19 protein-coding genes are annotated in these 22712 nt (G+C 40.7%); 3 read left to right on the forward strand and 16 right to left on the reverse strand.

Features of this window, described 5'->3' with window-relative positions:
• Positions 1–125: 125 nt before the first annotated feature.
• From yciA to PE36_RS05955, 7 genes are all read right to left on the reverse strand, one after another.
• Entirely contained in the window at positions 126–536 is a 411-nt protein-coding gene (gene yciA, locus PE36_RS05925) for an acyl-CoA thioester hydrolase YciA (protein ID WP_006031058.1), read from the reverse strand.
• 154 nt (positions 537–690) lie between these two features.
• Positions 691–1701, reverse strand: coding sequence for a low-specificity L-threonine aldolase (gene ltaE, locus PE36_RS05930; protein WP_006031059.1), 1011 nt, complete (start codon positions 1699–1701; stop codon positions 691–693).
• A gap of 346 nt (positions 1702–2047) precedes the next feature.
• The gene (gene sstT, locus PE36_RS05935) at positions 2048–3262 is read right to left on the reverse strand and encodes a serine/threonine transporter SstT (protein WP_006031060.1); all 1215 of its coding nucleotides are present in this window, start codon (positions 3260–3262) and stop codon (positions 2048–2050) included.
• A gap of 150 nt (positions 3263–3412) precedes the next feature.
• The gene (locus PE36_RS05940) at positions 3413–3850 is read right to left on the reverse strand and encodes a hypothetical protein (RefSeq protein WP_006031061.1); all 438 of its coding nucleotides are present in this window, start codon (positions 3848–3850) and stop codon (positions 3413–3415) included.
• Positions 3851–4318, reverse strand: a complete 468-nt coding sequence (locus PE36_RS05945; protein ID WP_006031062.1) for a hypothetical protein — start codon at positions 4316–4318, stop codon at positions 3851–3853.
• On the reverse strand, positions 4318–4872 hold the full coding sequence (locus PE36_RS05950) for a hypothetical protein (protein WP_006031063.1): 555 nt from the start codon (positions 4870–4872) through the stop codon (positions 4318–4320). The genes PE36_RS05945 and PE36_RS05950 overlap by 1 nt, the downstream gene beginning before the upstream one ends.
• Before the next feature lie 52 nt (positions 4873–4924).
• Positions 4925–5449, reverse strand: a complete 525-nt coding sequence (locus PE36_RS05955; RefSeq protein ID WP_006031064.1) for a Tfp pilus assembly protein FimT/FimU — start codon at positions 5447–5449, stop codon at positions 4925–4927.
• Between the two features lie 212 nt (positions 5450–5661).
• Between PE36_RS05955 and PE36_RS05960 the strand changes: the two genes are divergently transcribed.
• A complete protein-coding gene (locus tag PE36_RS05960; protein ID WP_006031065.1) occupies positions 5662–5883 on the forward strand; it encodes a hypothetical protein in 222 nt (73 codons plus the stop codon).
• Between the two features lie 164 nt (positions 5884–6047).
• Here PE36_RS05960 and carB read toward each other — a convergent pair whose 3' ends face one another.
• The 5 genes from carB to PE36_RS05985 form a co-directional block, all read right to left on the reverse strand.
• Positions 6048–9266 (reverse strand): carbamoyl-phosphate synthase large subunit, encoded by a 3219-nt coding sequence (gene carB / locus PE36_RS05965; RefSeq protein ID WP_006031066.1) that lies wholly within the window; start codon positions 9264–9266, stop codon positions 6048–6050.
• A 27-nt stretch (positions 9267–9293) separates the two neighbouring features.
• Positions 9294–10454, reverse strand: coding sequence for a glutamine-hydrolyzing carbamoyl-phosphate synthase small subunit (carA, locus tag PE36_RS05970; RefSeq protein WP_006031067.1), 1161 nt, complete (start codon positions 10452–10454; stop codon positions 9294–9296).
• Between the two features lie 183 nt (positions 10455–10637).
• Positions 10638–11456, reverse strand: coding sequence for a 4-hydroxy-tetrahydrodipicolinate reductase (gene dapB / locus PE36_RS05975; protein WP_006031068.1), 819 nt, complete (start codon positions 11454–11456; stop codon positions 10638–10640).
• A gap of 847 nt (positions 11457–12303) precedes the next feature.
• Positions 12304–12921, reverse strand: coding sequence for an FKBP-type peptidyl-prolyl cis-trans isomerase (locus PE36_RS05980; RefSeq protein ID WP_006031070.1), 618 nt, complete (start codon positions 12919–12921; stop codon positions 12304–12306).
• A gap of 144 nt (positions 12922–13065) precedes the next feature.
• Positions 13066–13998: an ROK family protein gene (locus tag PE36_RS05985; RefSeq protein ID WP_006031071.1), complete on the reverse strand. Its 933-nt coding sequence runs from the start codon at positions 13996–13998 to the stop codon at positions 13066–13068.
• Between the two features lie 276 nt (positions 13999–14274).
• Here PE36_RS05985 and PE36_RS05990 point away from each other — a divergent pair, with 276 nt between their 5' ends.
• Positions 14275–14997, forward strand: a complete 723-nt coding sequence (locus tag PE36_RS05990; protein WP_006031072.1) for a hypothetical protein — start codon at positions 14275–14277, stop codon at positions 14995–14997.
• 91 nt (positions 14998–15088) lie between these two features.
• Here the strand turns inward: PE36_RS05990 and dnaJ are convergent, their stop codons facing one another.
• The 3 genes from dnaJ to PE36_RS06005 all read right to left on the reverse strand — a co-directional run bounded on the left by dnaJ (position 15089) and on the right by PE36_RS06005 (position 19431).
• Positions 15089–16216 (reverse strand): molecular chaperone DnaJ, encoded by a 1128-nt coding sequence (dnaJ, locus tag PE36_RS05995; RefSeq protein WP_006031073.1) that lies wholly within the window; start codon positions 16214–16216, stop codon positions 15089–15091.
• A gap of 95 nt (positions 16217–16311) precedes the next feature.
• Positions 16312–18237 carry a molecular chaperone DnaK gene (dnaK, locus tag PE36_RS06000; protein WP_006031074.1) on the reverse strand — a complete coding sequence of 642 codons (1926 nt, stop codon included), beginning with the start codon at positions 18235–18237 and terminating at the stop codon, positions 16312–16314.
• 282 nt (positions 18238–18519) lie between these two features.
• A complete protein-coding gene (locus PE36_RS06005) occupies positions 18520–19431 on the reverse strand; it encodes an ABC transporter substrate binding protein (RefSeq protein ID WP_006031075.1) in 912 nt (303 codons plus the stop codon).
• A 173-nt stretch (positions 19432–19604) separates the two neighbouring features.
• Between PE36_RS06005 and PE36_RS06010 the strand changes: the two genes are divergently transcribed.
• Positions 19605–20066, forward strand: coding sequence for a cytochrome c (locus tag PE36_RS06010; RefSeq protein WP_006031076.1), 462 nt, complete (start codon positions 19605–19607; stop codon positions 20064–20066).
• A 328-nt stretch (positions 20067–20394) separates the two neighbouring features.
• Here the strand turns inward: PE36_RS06010 and PE36_RS06015 are convergent, their stop codons facing one another.
• Positions 20395–22701, reverse strand: coding sequence for a response regulator (locus tag PE36_RS06015; protein ID WP_006031077.1), 2307 nt, complete (start codon positions 22699–22701; stop codon positions 20395–20397).
• Positions 22702–22712: the final 11 nt, after the last annotated feature.

Genomic DNA, 22712 nt, shown 5'->3' on the forward strand with positions numbered 1-22712 from the left:
CTGAGAATACCAAGTTGAATACGGCGTAAGCTAGTGACGGAGGTGTTTAACCCTAATTTTTAGATATAAAAAAGGGTGTTCCCGCTAAGGACACCCTACTGCATGACTATCACTTTATTTCTGTATTACGATGGCAGTTCGCACATACGTTCAATTTTACGCGACTGACCATTATCATCGATAGCAACATAAGTAAATGTTGCTTCAGTAACGATATAACGGTAGTTCACTTTAGGCGCGTTGATTAACGGCTTAACCCAGATCTCTAATTTAATCGTCATTGAAGAATTACCAATGCGAGTACACGAACCATAACAACAAACCACATCACCAACAGCAACCGGTTTATGAAATGTCATACCATCAACGGAAATAGTAGCTACTCGTCCTTGTGCTACCTCTTTTGCTAAAATACCACCTGCGATATCCATTTGTGACATTATCCAACCACCGAAGATATCGCCATTTGCATTGCAATCACTCGGCATTGATAACGTACGTGTTAATAGTTGGCCTTTTGGTATAGTCATAATCATCTCTTAGTATTTGATTTTATTTTATTAGTTAAAAGTAGCGATTCTAAGTAAAACATATTATTTAGTCGTTGTTCTATCTGACATGCTAACTCTGATATTGCCTTTATTATAATTATATTCGATCTGCCCGATTTACGCGAAATAAGGCTTAATTTCACATTGAATGAAACTGCTTAATCTCTGCAATTAATAAGTCGATTGCGTCAACGGTAATATCTTGATGAACAACAAAACGGATCGCATTGCTAGCACTAATAATAATGCCTTTAGTCCGTAAATATGCCGACAGTGCTTTACCATCTTTACCGGAATATTGCGTAAAGATCATATTGGTTTGCACACTGTCTAAATCAAACGAGAACTCTGACAGTGTCAATAATTGTTGCGCTAAATATTGCGTGTTTTCATGATCAATCGCTAACTTATCAATTTGCTCATCTAACGCTAAAATACCTGCAGCGGCAAGAATACCCGCTTGACGCATACCGCCACCCAACATCTTCCGCCAGCGTCTAGCACTGCGAATTAATGATTCAGAGCCAAGTAATAATGAACCAACCGGGGCAGCAAGTCCTTTCGATAAGCAGATAGACGCAGAATCAAAATATTGGGTAATTTCGCTCGCATCTACATTCAGTTTAACTGCGGCATTAAAGACACGCGCACCATCAAGGTGAATTCGTAATCCATGTTCAAAGGCCAATGCTTGCGCTTGAGCTAGATACTCAAGCGATAAGACTTTACCGCCAATGGTATTTTCTAATGATAATAACTTGGTTTTTGCATGGTGATCATCATCAGGTTTAATGTTGTCACGGATCGCTTGCAGACAAATACTGCCGTCGGCTTCGTTGGCTATCGGCTGTGGTTGCACACTACCAAGTACCGCAGCACCACCGCCTTCCCAACGGTAATTATGGGCATTTTGACCACAAATATATTCATCACCACGCTGACAATGCGCCATAATAGCTAACAAGTTAGCCTGTGTACCTGACGAACAAAAGATAGCGGCATCGAATCCATAACGTTCAGCGGCCATTGCTTCCAACTTATTTACCGTCGGATCTTCACCATAAACGTCATCCCCCACAATGGCAGTCGCCATCGCGTTGCGCATTGCTGCGGTGGGTTGTGTGACAGTATCACTTCTAAAGTCGAACATTTGTCTCTTCCCTTTGCCGTGCTTTATACAAAAAACTATCTTTTCATCTTAAATCGATGATTAATGTTTTAATCCATTACTATTTCGGTTCTCCGAATTGTAAATGAGTATAACATCCGAGTAACAAGAGTCAGGTGAATTTCGCATTTTTTCATTATAATTTTGTATTGTGTTACGACTATGATTTTCTATTCAGTTACTAATCGTTACGTATTTAAAGATCATCAATAATACGGTGTTAACGTTATCAATAAAAAAGCAGCCCGTTATCATTAACAGACTGCTTTTATTACCGTAAATATACCGTAATTCGCACAAACAAAGCGAATCCGATTAGTAAAATATTTTACACGTCTGTTTTTCTTTCATGTGCGTGACTGACTGCGGCCGTAAACACCACATCCGTTGAACTGTTTAATGCGGTTTCTGCCGAGTCTTGCAATACGCCAATAATGAAGCCAGTTGCAACTACTTGCATAGCAATATCGTTATCGATACCAAATAAGCTACAAGCTAATGGAATCAGCAATAATGAACCGCCAGCAACACCAGAAGCGCCACATGCAGAAATCGCCGCAATGATACTTAATAGTAAGGCAGTTGGTAAATCTACTGCAATACCTAAGGTATTCACTGCCGCTAACGTAAGTACCGTGATCGTAATCGCCGCACCGCCCATATTAATGGTTGCACCCAGAGGTATAGAAACTGAATAAGTATCTTTATGTAAGTTTAGCTTTTTACACAATTCCATATTTACCGGAATATTCGCTGCAGATGAACGCGTGAAGAACGCAGTAATGCCACTTTCACGTAAACATTGAAAAATAAGCGGGTACGGATTTTGACGAGACATGAAAAATAAAATAGCCGGATTAACCACTAATGCAACAATGACCATTGACCCCAGTAATACCGCCAGTAAGTGGGTATAACTTGCCATTGCCGAAAAACCAACGGTAGCAAATGTTGACGCCACTAAACCAAAAATACCTAGCGGTGCAAATCGGATCACCACATGCACTATCTTCGATACACCACCAGCAATGTCACTAATAACTTGTTTGGTCGTCGATGATGCGTGCTTCAAGGCAACACCAAAACCAATACCCCAGGCTAACACCCCAATAAAGTTGCTGGTTACAATCGCATTAATCGGGTTATCGACAACCTTGTAAATCAAATTACGCAGAACGTCAGTGATATTACTTGGTGCCGCATTCGTTGCACCTTCAGTCATTAAGGCTAACTGAACAGGGAATAAAAAACTTAAACTAACGGCGACAAGCGCAGCAGCAAAGGTGCCGAGTAGATACAAAATAACAACAGGACGCATATTAGCATTGGTATTCGCTTCTTGATTGGCTATCGCGGAGATAACTAATACAAATACTAATAAAGGTGCGATCGCTTTCAATGCACTGACAAATAACCCGCCAAATAAACTTGCTTCTTTAGCAATTTCTGGGGCAGCATACGCTAACGCGGTACCCGCAATAATGCTAATGATGATCTGCTTAACCAAACTCAATTGAAAAAGCCCTGCTACTTTACTACCCATACCACATCCTATATCCATAAACATTAATAAAGGCAGGATAATACCAAATTAAACTACTGACATAACATTAAATATCGGCATTACATCACAAAATAGCAATAAAAATTCTGTTCAACGTAAATTATAGTTCACATAACTTGCATTGCATCCTTACCTAAGCATAACGCCCTGACTCAGCATCGTCTTATTGCGAATCATCTGCGCAGTATTAGTTTGATCCAACCAATGAATTTCAATCACCACTTCCTTTCGCTGATTTGATGTGGTGATCGTACTTAGTGAGCTAACTTGCCAAGTTAAATTAAATTGATGCTGATCATAGTGAATATCACCGGCACTAATGTGACCGCCAAGGTTGGTATTCAAAGCATTAAATCCATCAATCGAATCGGTCAAATACCGTATTTCATTCAGCTTATACTCCAGTAGCGCCCATGCTGCTGTATATTGTGATTGCTGTAATATAATTTGGGCCTGCGTTAACTTTAAACTTGTGACGCCAAATATAGCGGTGGTCAGCATAAATAAACAGATCATAACCTCAAGTAAACTGCCACCTTGCTGCGAAGTATGTTGTCTCAACCGCATTTAAAAACCGTATAACGAAGTTGGTTGCCAAGTCCAAGGCATTGATGTCGTAATAAGTTGACGCTGCATGACAATTCGCTCCGTATTATTGTAGCTAACCACTATCGCAATATTGAACACAGCTTCCTCTGCAACGCATAAATAGAATTGTTCTGACAACATATATTGATGCATCAAATCACTCGGAATGACTAATTGATAAGTATCTAACGCTAAATTAGTACATGGCGGTGATAGAGCCAGCAATTCAGATGACTCGTAAAGCACGATATAAAACAAATCCAATTTATTGGCCGCTATAACTTTAGCTTTCAGGTAATTAATATGGAGCTGATTACGTTGAATACGCTGTTGCTGAATATGCGCAAATGCCAAACTGCTACTGATCGTAATGAAGACTAAAATTAGCGTCATTGATAACATAGCAAAACCTCGAACAGCATGGGATTGCGGTTGCTTAGACGCCACTATAGAAAAGCCCTCGCGCTGCTATTGCGAAAATAATCCAGTTCAATCTCGGTGAATTGACGATGACGTATACGAAGCGCGATACTGACATAACCTTTAACTTTATGCGCTAGCGTGTATCGCTGTTGTGACACAGTGAATTGCAATTGGATAATGTCGGTGTTCGCCGCATCTGAGATCATTTCCCAGCCTAAGCCACCATCACAGTCAACCTCGCTACCTTTGCGCTGTTGTACCCCTCCACGATGCAAACGAAAACCAAAGTTTTCATCTCTAAACATACCATCTTCGTTACGATCATAACGATATACAATACAATCATTACTGGGATTCAAAATATAAATTTTATCATCGCTATAAATAAAAGGATTCGCAGCGGCAATATTACTGCTATAACCTGCTCGACCTAACTCTCGCTGCATAATAGTCAGTACATTCTGAGCCTCCTGCTGCACGAGATAATATTGTTCAGCCCGATTATTTTGCACTTCATGTGTGGCGTGTATATAACTCGACCCGGTAAAAATAATCCCCCCTAGCGTTATTGATATCATCAACTCAATTAATCCATGTCCGCACATGTAAAGAGGGCCCGAGCACAAGGGTTTAACAAGGCGCATAAATAGCACTATCTCCCCGCACCATACAAACTCGAATACGTCCTTGAGTACTGACAATAACCATAGTGCTAAAACGACCTAAGGAAAGTTGATAACTGGCACCATTTGTCGTGCCAAATAATGGTGAAAAAGATAAGAGGGGTCGATTAACGGAGAGCTCTATATCACTTATCGCTGCGCTCGCTTGACCATAGTTAGACTGACATAACGCAGTCGATGTTAAACAATCACAATTTTCGTTATGACTGATAACCCAGCATGACTCGACTGTGCTATTGACAGCGTTATTAACCTGGACATTAAAATAATGCCGTTCACCCCGCAGTAGCGCTAATTGTTTCGTGATATTTAGCGCTTCAACTAATTGCCTGGTGAGATTGCCTAGTTTATTTTTATGCACGTATGCACTATATGAAGGCACACTTAAAGCCATCAATATAGTCACGATTGCCAACGTTAACAGTAACTCGATTAAGGTTAGTCCGGGTGATTTTAATTTACGGTGTATCATTCGCATTAGCTTCATTTAGTCATGGGCGAGTAACACTAACCCTAGAATAAAATGTAATCACTGATACTTTTATATTAATAAACAGGTAAAATGTTCAATTATTATTGAATACAACCACAGTGACGGCTTGTTCGCTTTGATTAAACTCAGTGAAATAAACAAGTAAATTACAGGTGTAATTAAAGAAAAACACGTAAAATTAAAGAGTTATTATGTCAAAAATAGATTTTTCAGCAATTAACGAAAGCAGTTCAAAATCGTTTCATGAACAGCGTAATACCATCAAAAAAGTATGCCTTGGAAAAACGGTTTTATGCCCAGTGTGTCAACAAGCATTAAAATTATTACCACCAAAGAATAAAAATGATGAATCTAGAACCGGTGTGGGCTGTGCGAAAGGTTGCACGTTTATTGAATTGGAATTTGAACTGTAGTGGCAATAATTTTGTAAACTGTCATTGAAGTCATCAATGTCATCACAATTTCAATTACGCTAAATTGCAGATATAAAAAAACCTCGCTCCTTGTTGTTACTAGCTGTAACTGAAGTAGCGAGGTTTTTTATTAACTATAAATACTGCTATTTACTGCTTACTACTTACTTAATGCGAGTATGTAACTCTTGTATTGAGCGAACAGTACCACGGTCATCCGCAGAGTGCGCTTGGCACGTTGCAAATGCAGCATTCATTGTTGTTGTGTAGTTCACTTTATAACGTAACGCAGCTGCACGTAGTTGGCGAGAGTCTTCAATCGCAACACGACCTTCAGTCGTATTAATGATATAGCTGTATTCGCCATTCTTGATACGGTCAAGAATATGTGGACGACCTTCATGTACCTTGTTAACTAGACGAAGATTAATACCTGCTTCACCTAGCGCAACGGCAGTACCGTGAGTCGCATCAATCTCAAAACCAAGTTCAATTAACTGCTTAGCTAGTTCCGCAGCGCGGGCTTTATCACAGTTACGAACAGAGATAAGTGCACGACCACTCTTAGCAACTTCAGCAGAAGCACCAAGCTGTGCTTTAGCATAAGCTTCAGCGAATGTATCACCCACGCCCATTACTTCACCAGTAGAACGCATTTCAGGGCCAAGTAACGGATCTGAACCTGGGAACTTACCGAATGGTAATACTACTTCTTTAACCGAGTAATATGGTGGGATAACTTCTTTAGTGAAACCAAGTTCAACTAACGTTTGACCCGCCATTACACGTGCAGCAATTTTTGCTAATTGCACACCCGTTGCTTTTGAAACAAAAGGAATCGTACGTGCAGCACGTGGGTTTACTTCAATCAAGTAAACTTCATTATCTTTCACCGCGAACTGGGTATTCATTAGACCAATAACACCTAACTCTAATGCTAACGCACGTACTTGGTCACGCATAACATCAAGAATTTCTGGGCTTAATGAATGAGGAGGTAATGAACAACCTGAGTCACCTGAGTGAACACCTGCTTGTTCAATGTGCTCCATGATGCCGCCAATAACAACATCTTTACCGTCACAAATAGCATCAACGTCAAGCTCGATTGCGTTATCTAGGAAACGGTCAAGTAATACTGGCGATTCATTAGATACACTTACCGCTTCTTTGAAGTAACGACGTAAATCGATTTCGTCATATACAATTTCCATTGCACGGCCACCAAGTACATATGATGGACGAACAACTAACGGATAACCGATACCTTCAGCTGAAATAACCGCTTGCTCAGTCGTTGTTACCGTCGCATTGTCAGGCTGTAACAAACCTAAACGCTCAACCGCTTGTTGGAAGCGTTCACGATCTTCAGAACGGTCAATCGCATCCGGTGATGTACCGATGATTGGTACGCCAGCCGCTTCTAATTCACGCGCTAGTTTAAGTGGTGTTTGACCACCGTACTGAACGATCACGCCTTTCGGTTTTTCAATACGAACGATTTCTAATACGTCTTCTAGTGTAATAGGTTCGAAGTATAAACGATCAGATGTATCGTAATCAGTTGAAACCGTTTCAGGGTTACAGTTAACCATGATAGTTTCGTAACCATCTTCACGCATTGCTAATGCCGCGTGTACACAGCAGTAATCGAATTCGATACCTTGACCAATACGGTTAGGACCGCCACCGATAATCATGATCTTATCGTTATCTGTTGGGTTTGCTTCACATTCTTCATCGTAAGTAGAATACATGTAAGCGGTGTCACTTGAGAATTCAGCGGCACAAGTATCTACACGTTTGTAAACCGGAAAGATCTCTAAACGATGACGTAATTTACGGATTTCATTTTCACTTACACCGGCAAGTTTACACAGACGTAAATCAGAGAAACCTTTACGCTTAAGTTGACGTAATGACGTTTCGTTTAGACCCGCTAAACCAATTTTACTGACGTTTGCTTCCGCGTTAACAATGTCTTCGATTTGAACTAGGAACCAAGGGTCAATACATGTGATCGCATAGATCTCATCTGTTGACATGCCAATACGGTAAGCATCCGCTATATAGAAGATACGCTCAGCGCCCGCTTCTGTTAGCTCTTGACGGATCTTAGCTGCTGCAGACTCGTCGTTTAAGTTCACTTCTGGATCAAAACCGTTCTTACCGATTTCCAGGCCACGTATTGCTTTTTGCATTGACTCTTGGAAGTTACGACCAATCGCCATGACTTCACCCACAGATTTCATCTGGGTAGTTAGACGGTCATTAGCACCGGCAAATTTTTCGAAGTTAAAGCGTGGCATCTTAGTTACCACATAATCCAGTGTTGGTTCAAATGATGCTGGCGTTGCACCACCTGTAATATCATTGGATAGTTCGTCTAACGTGTAACCAACCGCTAGTTTTGCCGCAATGCGAGCAATTGGGAAACCCGTTGCTTTTGATGCAAGTGCAGATGAACGAGATACGCGTGGGTTCATCTCGATGATAACCATACGGCCATCAGCTGGATTGATACCGAACTGTACGTTTGAACCACCTGTTTCTACACCAATTTCACGTAGAACAGCCATCGATGCATTACGCATGATCTGGTATTCTTTATCCGTGAGTGTTTGCGCTGGTGCCACCGTAATTGAGTCACCGGTGTGGATACCCATTGGGTCAATGTTTTCAATTGTACAGACGATGATGCAGTTATCGTTTTTATCACGTACAACTTCAGTTTCGTATTCTTTCCAACCAATTAGTGATTCATCGATCAATAGTTCAGTTGTTGGAGAAAGGTCTAAACCTAACGTACAAATGTCTTCAAACTCTTCCATGTTGTAAGCGATACCGCCACCCGAACCACCCATAGTGAATGATGGACGAATAATACACGGGAAACCAACTTCAGCTAAAACGCCTTTTGCTTCTTCTAGAGTGTGTGCGATACCAGCGCGAGGCGTTTCAAGACCAATGGCTTTCATTGCTTTGTCAAAACGGCTACGGTCTTCCGCTTTATCAATCGCGTCAGCTGTTGCGCCAATCAGTTCAACGTTAAACTCTGCTAAAACACCTTTGCTGTCTAGCTCAAGTGCACAGTTTAATGCTGTTTGACCACCCATTGTTGGTAAGATCGCATCTGGACGCTCTTTTTCAATGATGTTACGTACAACTTCCCAATGGATCGGCTCGATGTAAGTCGCGTCCGCCATTTCTGGGTCAGTCATAATGGTAGCTGGGTTTGAGTTAACTAAAATAACTCGGTAGCCTTCTTCACGAAGTGCTTTACAAGCTTGAGCACCGGAATAGTCAAACTCACACGCTTGACCGATTACGATAGGACCTGCGCCCAAGATTAGAATACTTTTTATATCATTACGTTTTGGCATAGTTCAATTCTCTACTAGGTATCAGGCTTAGGCTTGGCTTTTTTCCATACTCTTTTCCATCAACTCTATAAAGTGATTGAAAAGTGGAGCTGCATCGTGTGGACCAGGACTTGCTTCAGGGTGACCCTGGAAGCTAAATGCTGGTTTATCAGTACGATGAAGACCTTGTAAAGAGTCATCAAATAATGATTTGTGCGTCATTACTAGATTTTCCGGTAACGTTGTTTGGTCAACTGCGAAACCATGGTTCTGCGCCGTAATCATCACTACGCCACGTTCCAAGTCTTTTACAGGGTGGTTAGCACCGTGATGACCGAACTTCATTTTTAATGTTTTAGCACCACTTGCTAATGCAAGTAATTGGTGACCTAAACAAATACCAAATACTGGAATATCTGTAGTCAAAATTTCTTTGATTGCTGCGATTGCATAATCACACGGTTCTGGATCACCAGGGCCGTTTGATAAGAACACACCATCTGGGTTTAACGCTAATACTTCTTTCGCAGTTGTTTGCGCAGGTACAACCGTAATACGGCAACCACGGTCAACTAACATACGTAAGATATTACGCTTAACACCATAATCATAAGCAACAACGTGAAAGCGAGAGTCTGTAGCATCAGCAGGTAAACCACCCATTAATGTCCAGCTACCTTGTTTCCATTCGTATGCTTCTTTCACTGTTACTTCTTTCGCTAAATCCATGCCTTTAAGGCCAGGGAATGCTTTAGCAAGTTCTAATGCTTTCGCTTCATCTATGCTTTCGCCAGCGATAGAGCCACCTGCGATGATACAACCAGCTTGCGCACCTTTTTCACGTAAAATACGTGTCAGTTTACGGGTATCAATATCAGCGATGCCAACAACATTACGTTCTTTTAGATAATCAGTAAGTGATTGTTGATTACGGAAATTAGAAGTAACTAACGGAAGATCTCGAATGATTAGTCCACAAGCATGAACATCTGAAGATTCTGCATCTTCATCATTTGTACCGGTGTTTCCGATATGTGGGTAAGTAAGAGTAACGATTTGGCGAGAATAGGAAGGATCGGTTAATATTTCTTGATAACCAGTCATTGAAGTATTAAAAACTACTTCACCTACCGAATGACCTTCTGCACCGATAGACACACCACGGAATACTGTTCCGTCTTCCAACACCAACAAGGCGATATTACTCAAGACAACCTCCAAAAAATAGATAGAAAAATAATAAAATAAATCAACTATTTACCCCAGGCTGTCACACAGCATAGTAATTCGAGATTAAAAAAACCAATCTCTGAATTACTAAATTTTGGCAAATTCCGCGGATAATACAGACAAAACAAATGTTACGCAACTGTTTTGTTTTATGTTTTGAATTTAAGATTTAAGATCAAGCACATCTTGCATTGTATACAAGCCCTGCTCTTGGGCAAATACCCAAGTTGATGCACGTATAGCACCTTTTGCAAATGTCATACGGCTTGATGCTTTATGTGTAATTTCAATGCGCTCGCCGATGTCAGCAAACATTGCGGTATGCTCACCAACCAGATCACCGGCTCTAATGGTAGAAAAACCAATGGTTTCGCGATCGCGCTCACCGGTATTACCTTCGCGGCCATACACAGCCACTTTTTTCAGATCACGACCAAGTGTATTTGCAATCACTTCGCCCATACCTAATGCAGTACCAGACGGTGCATCCACTTTATAACGGTGATGACCTTCAATGATCTCAATGTCTGTGTAGTCACCCATGACCTTAGCCGCCATTTCTAACAGTTTAAACATCACATTCACACCAACACTCATGTTGGGTGCAAATACCACGCCTGTCGTATTACCGGCATCATGGATCAGTTGTTTTTGTTCATCGCTAAACCCGGTGGTACCAATGACTATTTTCTTATGATTCGCAACCGCAAACTCAAGATGCTGCAAGGTTGCTTCTGGCGCGGTAAAATCGACAATGACATCAAAGTCATTAACCACGTCAGCAAGGCTACTAACCACTTTAACACCGAGTGAACCAAGACCAGCTAACTCGCCAACATCTGCGCCTAAGAAGTTACACTCAGGACGTTCGATTGCTGCACCCACAATGGCTGCACCATCACTATCTTGAATGGCTTCTAAAATCGTACGGCCCATACGACCATTACAACCCATCACCGCAATTCTTACCGCTTGTCCCATCTAGACTTCTCCCTGTGTTTATTATTAATCAAATAGATATACCCAAGTTACTTCAAGATGCTATATCAGAGACGAGCAGGGATATCAGGACAAGGCACAATATGTAGATAATGGTTATTCCATTTTCAAATATTGTAACGCTGTACTGTTATTCCTGCTCGCCTCCCGTAGGGCAAACCGAAAGCAGGTATCTTCGGCGTTATGAAGTCTTGATTTAGAATAACTAAATCCTCGACTTCATGCCTTGAATATCCTCTCCTTTCGGTTTGCTGATTGTGCATCTTGAAGTAGCTTGGGTATAGTACTTTGATAATAGCACTCCTCGAAACACATCAACAACGCTAACTTGCGTTTCTTAAGCATAAAAATTAGGCATAAAAAAACCCGCCATTCTAACTACTAGAATGCGGGTTTTCTTATACTGAATATTAGCAATCAACCGAAGATACCAAACAGGCCAGCCCATAGGTGCATCGTCGGTATAGTTAAAAACACAATTAAAAATACTAATGCATATTTCCAGTTAAAATCGTTATACGTTGCCATTACTCATTATCCATCAATTGATCTAAATCAAAAATCATCTTACCTAAATAATAATGGCTCAGCAGCAACTATATCAGCCACAGAACAAATTTATATCTTTATAGGTAGTGTCAATTTAAGGTTTCACGACTAACGAAAAAGCGCAGTGCATGATGATGTAATACCAACGAATGAACGGAAAGCATATTTCAGACATAAAAAAACGCCTTGCTCATATCGCTATGAACAAGGCGTTTCGCTAGTATATACCCAAGCTACGTCAAGATGCATCTTGAAGTAACTTGGGTATATATAGGACTGATTAGATGATGTCTAATAGTTCTACTTCAAATACTAGTGCTTGGAATGGACCGATTGCAGCGCCTGCGCCCTGTTCGCCATAAGCAAGGTTGTGTGGGATAGATAGCTTGAATTTATCACCAACGTTCATTAGTTGTAGTGCTTCAGTCCAACCAGCGATAACGCCGCCAACTGGGAATTCAGCAGGTTGACCACGTTCAACAGAGCTGTCAAATACAGTACCGTCAGTTAGCATGCCATGATAATGAACACGCACTGTAGATTCTGCAGTTGGTTTTTCCTCGATGTCACCACGTGCCATAACTTCATACTGTAGACCAGATTCAGTTACAGTAACTTCTTCACGTTCTGCATTTTCAGCTAAGAATTTTTCGCCTTCAGCAGCAAATAATTTAGATTTCTCAGCTTTTTCAGCTTCTAATTTCTCATGGATCAGTTTGAAAGCATCGTTTAGCTCTTCATCGCTAACTTTGCTTTCTGCACCAGCGAACGCATCTGCAAGACCAGCTTGAACAGCTGAAATGTCTAGACCTTCGAATGGATTAGCAGCAAGCTGTTGACCCATTTGTAGACCAATACCGTAACTACCTTTTTGTTCACTTGTTGCAAATTCAGACATAATTAAACTTCCATAATTCTTAATGATAAACACAGTAACTGTGTTGCTTAAATAACTAGGTGTGGGCGATTTATACAAAAACAAGGGAGAACATAACTTTTTTATTTCTTAAATAATGTTCTGCATGTCATCACCCTAAAATAGTTAGGTATAATTCAACAGCGCTGCACCACGAACACCGCCTTCACCACCAAATTCGGCTTGTTTTAACTGCGGCAATTTCATGTTATCAAATACATAAGCCTTTATCTTTTCAGGTAGTTGAGTATACAAGGCCTCAAAGCGCGCCAAGCCACCACCGAACACCACCACATGGGGATCAATGATCATAATCAGACTGCCTAGTGCAGCGGCTAAAATATCTAAAAATACCGTCACGGTTTTTACTGCTACGGGTTCTTTCGCCGTATATGCAGCAATAATATCCGGGCCTTTCAGCGCCTGTTCTTCGTTACATGAACCGTCTATATAGATCTTGTAATGTTTATATAACGCGGCAAGTCCAGTGCCTGAACAATAAGTTTCTAAACAAGAATGCCCCCCACATCCACAATGAGTCAGTGGAAGCTCAGGATAACGTTGTAACATGGTGCCAGGAATTGCCATATGACCAAACTCACCCGCGCCAAAGTTATGCCCAGACAAAATGGTTTTATTTATGCAAATGGCACCACCTAAACCTGTGCCTAAAGTCACCGCGATAGCAATATCGGCGTCTTCCGCTGCACCTTTAAAACATTCTGATAGCGCAAAGCAGTTGGCATCATTCTGCACTTTTACGTCACGACTAATACGTTTCTGTAAATCTGTTTGTAAATTTTGGCCATGTAAACTGGGTAAATTAGGGCAAATGGTGGTATTAGTTTCTGGATCCATCACCCCCGGATAACCGATACCAACCATGCCTTTACAACCAAATTCTTTATCGGCTTTAAAAATAAAGGTATCAAGTGCATCTAATAATTCTTCGTAATCTTCGGTAGGTGCGGGGATCCGCTCATTGAAAACACACTCGAGCTCTGTGTTATATACCGAAAATTCTATTTTCGTACCGCCAATATCAAAACCGTAATACATTTAACCCCCATAACCGTTAAATAACAGCTAAATAATTGATGATATAGTGATGTTTCAATTCATAATGAAAGTGTAATCAATTTCATACGAATGGGCAGGTTTATATCTGTGTAATCAATCACACATCAACAATTTATTAAATATCCTGTAACCAGAAATACTGAAGAACAAGATGAAATCACGCTCAGTTAATCTATATTACACCAACTTAAGGGTTTGTAGTGACCGGTGATAAAGCTTAAAGTAGCAGTAACGGTCCAAACTATAGACTTTAAAATGCTGCAACCTAAAAATAAATCCATCCGTTTTAAAAGTATCGATATAGATAATGCTTTCGCTAAAGAAGCACAATTCATTGCCCAAATAAAACAGGATGAATTAAGCCAATGTTTAATGTTATGGCAAGCTAAGACACCTACACTGGTATTACCGGCAGGAAATAAATGGCCTGAATCGAATACCCTGAAACAAGCGCTTGCAGAACAATCTTGGCAGGTATTATCGAGACGAACTGGGGGCGCGCCAGTGCCTCAATCACCCGGTATCGTCAACTTATCCCACATCTATCTTTGGCCAGAAAAAACACCTTATTCTACGGCGACGGCTTATGTACATTTGTGTACTGTGCTAAATGACTTTTTTTCACAATATGGGTTAGAAAGTAGCGCGGCTGCAACCCCCTTCTCTTATTGCGATGGTGATTACAACTTAAATATTAATGGCCGGAAAATTGTTGGTACTGCACAGCGCGTCATACTAAAAAAAGGCGGTCGTAAGATCGTACTGGCGCAAGCATTTATATTAATTGATGTACTGCTCGATGAATTAATTAAACCGGTCAATCTTTGCTATGGAATGCTAGGTAAGACACCATTAGTGAAGGCTAATGCGCACACTTGTTTGTTTGAGCATATTCAAGAACGTCCAAGTATAGACACAATATATCAGCAACTAACCCAAGCATTTTTACGTAGTACTTATGCCATCAAGAGCGATTGAGTAGAGTCGAGAAAAGTAATAATAATTGATAAAAATAAAGCCGCCGTAAAAACGGCGGCTTTAGAATAGTTAAATCAATAAAATGACTTAATTATTTAGTAAAATCATCAAAGAAGCTTTTCACACCGTCAAAGAAACCTTCTGACTTTGGCTTATGTTTCTTTGCCGACGCATTGTTTAATGATGCTTCGAACTGCTGTAACAACTCTTTCTGCTCAGCGCTTAGCTTAACTGGCGTTTCAAGTGTTACTTTACACAGTAGATCACCCGTCGCACCGCCACGTACTGATTTCACGCCTTTACCGCGTAAACGGAACATACGACCAGTTTGTGTTTCAGCGGGTACTTTTAATTTAACGCGACCGTCTAAGGTCGGTACCTCAATTTCGCCACCGATAGCGGCATGGGCAAAGCTAATTGGCACTTCACAGTACAGGTTGCTGCCGTCACGCTCAAAAATAGCATGTTGACGCACACTTACTTGCACATACAGATCACCGGATCCGGCGCCCATATCACCCGCTTCACCTTCGCCAGTTAAGCGAATACGATCGCCAGTATCAACACCAGCCGGAATGGTTACTTTTAGATCTTTGCTACGTTCGTAACGACCTTCACCATGACATTTACGGCAAGGATCTTTAATTATTTTTCCTTTACCATGACAGGTTGGGCATGCTTGGTTTACTGCAAAGAAACCTTGACGCATTTGCACTTGGCCTTGGCCATGACAAGTACTACAAGTTGTTGCTTTAGTACCTGATTTAGCACCAGAACCATTACATACTTCACAATGACATTGGCTTGGAATGCGGATCGTTTTGCTTACACCACGCACCGCTTCTTCAAGGGTAAGTTCCATGTTATAACGCAGATCACTACCACGTGCAGCACGTTGCTGACGACCACGGCCACCACCGCCGCCAAAGATGTCACCAAATACATCGCCAAAGATATCACCGAAGTCACCTTGACCACCGTGTCCGCCTTGTTGATTTAAACCTGCATGTCCATATTGGTCATAAGCCGCTTTTTTCTGTGCATCATTTAGCACTTCATAAGCTTCTTTAACTTCTTTAAATTGCTCTTCCATCGCTTTATCACCCTTAGTTCGATCAGGGTGATATTTCATAGCCATGCGTTTATAGGCTTTTTTAACATCTTTTTCGCTAGCGTCGCGTGATACACCTAGCACTTCGTAATAATCGCGTTTTGACATAATAATCAGCTTAAATTGAAATAATTTAGATACACGAAAGGCGTTGGTGAAGCACCAACGCCTTTGCTATTTAAAAACGAATAACTTAGGCGTTATTATTTTTTGTCTTCTTTCACTTCTTCGAACTCAGCGTCAACAACATCACCAGTTACATCTTTCTCTTTTGGCTGTTCACCGGCTTCTGGGCCAGCTTGTTGTGCTTGAGCTTGCTGTTGAGCAATTTCCATCAATTTTTGAGCCGCTTCCATTAACGTTTGAGTTTTCGCTTCAATCGCTTCTTTGTCGTCGCCTTTAATTGCTGCTTCTAGCTCAACAATTGCTGTTTCAATTTTTTCTTTTTCATCAGCAGGTAGTGCTTCGCCAGCTTCTTCAATTTGCTTACGCGTACCGTGAACCATTGCATCAGCTTGGTTACGTGCTTGTACTAATTCTTCGAATTTAGCATCTTCAGCAGAGTTTGCTTCAGCATCACGTACCATTGCATCTACTTCTTCTTCTGAAAGACCAGACGATGCTTGGATTGTAATTTTTTGTTCTTTACCCGTATCTTTATCAGTTGCAGATACGTGTAAGATACCATCCGCATCAATATCGAATGAAACTTCGATTTGTGGAATACCACGTTGTGCAGGACGAATACCTTCTAGGTTAAATTGACCTAGTGAGTTGTTGTCTGCAGCACGTTTACGCTCACCTTGGATTGCGTGAACGGTTACCGCTGATTGATTATCTTCTGCAGTAGAGAATGTTTGTGACGCTTTAGTCGGGATAGTTGTATTTTTCTCGATAAGCTTAGTCATAACACCACCCATAGTCTCAATACCCAGAGATAGAGGTGTAACGTCTAGAAGAAGTACGTCTGTTTTTTCACCAGAAAGTACCGCACCTTGAATCGCCGCGCCCATCGCTACAGCTTCATCAGGGTTAACGTCTTTACGTGCTTCTTTACCGAAGAACTCAGTAACAGCCGCTTGAACCATAGGCATACGAGTTTGACCACCAACTAGGATGATGTCGTTAATGTCACCAACAGCTAGGTCTGAATCTTGTAATGCAATACGTAGTGGTTCCATCGTAGCTTTAACTAGGTCTTCAACTAGAGATTCTAATTTAGCACGTGTCACTTTGATGTTTAAATGTTTAGGACCTGTTGCATCAGCAGTGATGTAAGGTAGGTTTACATCTGTTTGTTGTGTTGTAGATAGTTCGATCTTCGCTTTTTCTGCAGCTTCTTTTAGACGTTGCATTGCTAGCGGATCGTTTGTTAGGTCAAAGTTTTGTTCTTTTTTGAATTCTGCTACTAGATAGTTGATTAGACGTGTATCGAAATCTTCACCACCTAAATGCGTATCACCGTTAGTCGCTAATACTTCAAACGTTTTCTCGCCATCAACTTCATCGATTTCGATGATAGAGATATCGAATGTACCACCACCAAGGTCATATACAGCTACGATGCTGTCGCCTTTAGCTGTGTTCACACCATAAGCGAATGCAGCAGCAGTTGGTTCGTTGATGATACGTTTAACATCAAGACCAGCAATACGACCAGCATCTTTCGTTGCTTGACGTTGTGAATCGTTAAAGTATGCAGGTACAGTAATTACTGCTTCAGTTACTGCTTCACCTAGGTAATCTTCTGCTGTTTTCTTCATTTTTTTCAAAACTTCAGCAGAAATTTGTGGCGGAGCCATCTTTTCGCCTTTAACTTCAACCCATGCATCACCATTGTCAGCTTTCACAATTTTGAAAGGCATGATTTTGATATCACGTTGGATCTCTTCATCTTCAAAACGACGGCCGATCATACGTTTGATTGCAAACAACGTGTTTTCAGGGTTAGTTACAGCTTGGCGTTTTGCAGGCTGACCAACTAAAGTTTCACCATCTGCGCTATAAGCGATGATTGACGGAGTAGTACGATCACCTTCAGCATTCTCGATTATGCGAGCAGTGTCGCCATCTAAGATTGATACACAAGAGTTCGTTGTACCTAAATCGATACCAATGATTCTACCCATAATCGTAATTCTCCAATAAAGACTTTCATTTACAAATTTGATACAGAATAAATGGTGACGGTTAAAGTAATTTCAAGTCAATTAAAATACTTTACCCATCACTGACAACCCGCGCCTTGCAAGGTTATCTCTGCGATTGAAAATAAATATGGGGGCGAAATTGAACGCTTCAAGCAGAAAAATGAATTTATTAAAAAAAAATTGAATATAATTGCAAAAGTTGACTTAAATACTCAGTGTTCGACAGTAAATAGCGCATATTAAAGCTAGATCAAGTCACGGTTATTCTACAATAAACTTTGCTTTATTAATCACGTCACTCGATAACTCAACGCCCATACGTGCGGCGGCATCAAGATTAAGAGAAAGAACGGGTTGAGCAAGGACGTTTTCGCGACTTAAATTTTTGCCACCTTCAGCTAAGCGCACTAATAAATCAGCGGTATCTCGGCCCACCTGTACATAGTCGATGTTGTAGACAGCAAAGATACCTTTATCAATACTTCGATGGTCCTCAGCAATTAGCGCCACGTTATTCCGTTCTGCAACGGTTATCACTTGACTCAGTTCTGCCATATCAGTGATGTGATAAGGTAAATAGATTACATCCACGATCGGAGCCAGCATGCGTGTCGCCACTCTTAATTCATCACTTGTTTCAATATAGTGATAAACGATCTGCATGCCTTTTTGTTGTTGCTGTGCTAAAAACTGTTCAGCATTGCGCATATCAGCTACTTTTTTATCAATAATGACACCCAAAGTGTTAATCCCAGGCAATAGTTTTTTGATAAAATTAACCTCATAATGTTCTGCAAACTCAGTGTGATTATGACTTTCATCAAGGTAAATGTCGGTTGATAAACCTTGCTGGTTAACTAAGGTAATAAAAGGCGTATTTTTCGTCATCGAAATAGTTAAATTGACATCTGATGAGGCTGCCTGACTGCTGTCAATCCAAGTAAGATTCGTGCCCGTCACATAACCTTGTCGCATTAATTCAGACTGCAGGCCTAATTGTACGTGTTTGACGACCATGCCAGAATCAGATGCCGAGACAGCGACTCGTAACTGGCTGGCTTGTGTGTCCACAATTGAAAGTAAATAAAGTAAACAGATTAAAAATATAGCGCGTGATGTGCCAAGATGCCGACATGATAAATGTGATCGTTCCATGATATGACCTGCGCGCATTATGCTTTCCTTAGCTATTTAATACAGTCTAGGTAGACCAATTAATTTAACACACTAAGTTTTGCTAAGTAATGCAATGCATCACATTTCCCCATACCTAAAAATAGTTTATTATCAAGCATATAATAATAGGTTATCAACGAATAACTAAACCAATATAAGAAGGAAGCAAGATGTTCTGGAGCAAAACACTAAAATTAGCAGGCCTTACGTCATTAATGATGTTCAGCACGGCGCAGGCGGCAACATTTGATAAACCTGAAACAGATATTAAGTATCGCCAATCCGCATTAACCATGATCGCGATTAATTTTTCTGACATGGCAGATATGGTTAAAGGCAAAAAAGAATGGAATGACGCACAATTCCAACTGCGCTCTGAACAGCTAGCACAGTTAATCCCGATGGCTCAGCACGGTTTTAGTGCCAGCGATAGTCAAACTGGTGATACCAAAGCTAAAGCAGCAATCTGGAGTGATGCAGACGGTTTCGCGGCTAAATTTAGCCAATTTAGTAAAGACGCACAAAACTTAGCGACAGTTGCCAAAGAAGGCAATCGAGGTCAAATCAAAAAAGCATTTGGCCAAACAGCAAAAAATTGTAAATCTTGCCATAGTGATTACAAATCAAAATAATCACAACCATGTCTAAAAAAGGCGAACAATGTATATTGTTCGCCTTTTTATTTTCATACCCAAGTTACTTCAAGATGCTATATCAGAGACGAGCAGGGATAACAGCACAAGACGCAATATGTAGATAATGGTTATTCCATTTTCAAATATTGTAACGCAGTGCTGTTATTCCTGCTCGCCTCCCGTAGGGCAAGCCGACCGAAGGCATCTTCGGCGTTATGAAGTCTTGATTTAGAATAACTAAATCCTCGACTTCATGCCTTGAATATCCTCTCCTTTCGGTTTGCTGATTGTGCATCTTGAAGTAACTTGGGTATATAACCCTCAGCTACGCTGTATCAATGTCGATCACGGTATACTTGTAAGGTGTATCCGCTAACCAAGGCGATAAATGTTTCTGTAACATCAGGGTTAATACCTGTTTGCTGACGGGCTTAGCTATAAAGTCGTCCATCCCGGCCGCAAAGCACTTATCTTTTTCGATTTGCAGTACATTCGCGGTTAATGCAATGATGGGGGTGTGCTGACCAGCAGTTTCACTGTCGCGAATAATTTTTGTCGCATCAAAGCCATCAAGCACAGGCATCTGACAATCCATTAATATTAAATTAAACCCTTGCTCTTTACATAGGTCTACCGCTATTTGGCCATTGTCAGCAATCGTAACTACAATGCCTAGCTTTTGTAACATCATCTTAGTTACTTTCTGATTGATTAAGGTATCCTCAACCAATAACACCTGCATTTCATCGGCCGCGACAGTTTCCTCTACAACCGTTTCCATTTGCTTAGGCTGCGCATTCATCAGCGTTTGAAGTACAACCTTTTTTAATATATCCGCTTTATAAGGGCGACTCAAAAATGCTCTTACCCCGAGTTTTCTTGCTAATACATCATCACCTACTTGAGCCTCTGCAGACATAAGCATTAGCCGAGGTGTGAGCTCAGCAAACTCATCTTGTAATTGTTTCGCAACCGTAAAACCGTCCATTGTAGGCATCACTTTATCGATGATAACTAAATCAAACGGCTTACCTTTATCTAACGCATCAAGTACAACGCTCTTGCTTAAACAGGGATCATCACAACATACCGATGTCGCCCCAAAACTTTTCAATTGCGCAGAGGTAATACGCATATTCAACATACTGTCATCTATCAGCAATATAGATAACCCTGCAAGACTTTGTTCTGAATCAGGCCTCTGCAATAATTCGTCAATAGATTCGAATTGCACAGCAAACTCAAAGCGGCTACCTTTACCAGGCTTACTGTAAACAAGAATGTCACTATCCATTAATTTTACAATGCTACGGCAAATCGCTAACCCTAAACCCGTACCACCATAATTACGTGTTGTACTGCCATCTGCTTGCTGAAACTTTTCAAATATTTTTTGTTGGTTCTCGGCAGCAATGCCAATACCACTATCAATAATCTGAAACATAATCCCGGCATTATTATCTTTACGATCCATTAATTTGATATTCAAACGTACACAACCTATAGAAGTGAATTTGATCGCATTAGATAATAGGTTATTCAAAACTTGACGTAATTGCGTAATATCACCGAGTACCATATCAGGTATGTTGTCATCAATATGGCAGACTAGCGCGATCTGTTTCTGTCTCGCGATAATAGAAAAGTTGGATTCAATCTCTTTACATAACTCAAATAGATTCAGTGGGTTTTTCGCCAGAATAAGTTGGCCAGACTCTATTTTTGAGAAATCGAGAATATCGTTAATCAAATCAAGTAGCGTAATAGACGAAGAGTAAAGCATATCAACAAACTCTTTCTGCTCGCGCCCCATTGGCATTTCTTGTAACAAGGATGCCGTACCAATGACCCCATTCATTGGTGTGCGGATCTCATGACTCATATTTGCCAAAAATTCACTTTTCTTCAAGTTAGCATCTTCAGCTTGACGTTTTGCGGTTTCAAGTTCGCGATAGTGATGGCGGGTATGTTTAACCGAGGCATTATAACTGGTGGTAAGCGTGGTGATTTCATCATCAAATAACCGCGTGGTTAGCTCAAGCGGTTGTGGCAATTGTTCGCTATCAAATTTGCTGACCGCATCTGACATCTCAGTTAAGGGGCGAATAATAATTTTATACACCACAAAAATAATGAAAAGTGCAACCATGAAGGTCTTCACTGCTTGCGATAATAACAAGACAACAAATTTATCCCACAAGCCTTTATAGATAGGATAAAGATCGGCCTGAACCTTAAATATGCCCAGCTCAAACGTCTTACTTGCAAAGTGATGCTGCATTGGCCAAGTTACATTATACTGATATTCAACAAGCGGTTTTCCTAATTGCAGAACAATGCCGCTGTCATCTCTAATTTCGAGATAATTAACACTTGGTAACTGCATTATCCCCTCTGCCTGCAGCGTTAAGTGTTCACGATCTTCAATCCACAAACTTGCCGTTAAACTGGATAAATAACTTTGTTTTATTTGATCAAGCTGAGTTTCAATACCTGAGATATCATCTTTATAATCAAGATAGACATTCAAACCTGTAATGAGTAATGTAAAAATAGAGCTGATAAGCATGATTGATACGAGCAATTGCCTCGCGATACCTATTTTTTTCTTGTGTAAAGTCGCTTTATTCATCCCTAAACTCA

It is taken from the genome of Moritella sp. PE36 (assembly GCF_000170855.1).
GTDB lineage: Bacteria > Pseudomonadota > Gammaproteobacteria > Enterobacterales > Moritellaceae > Moritella.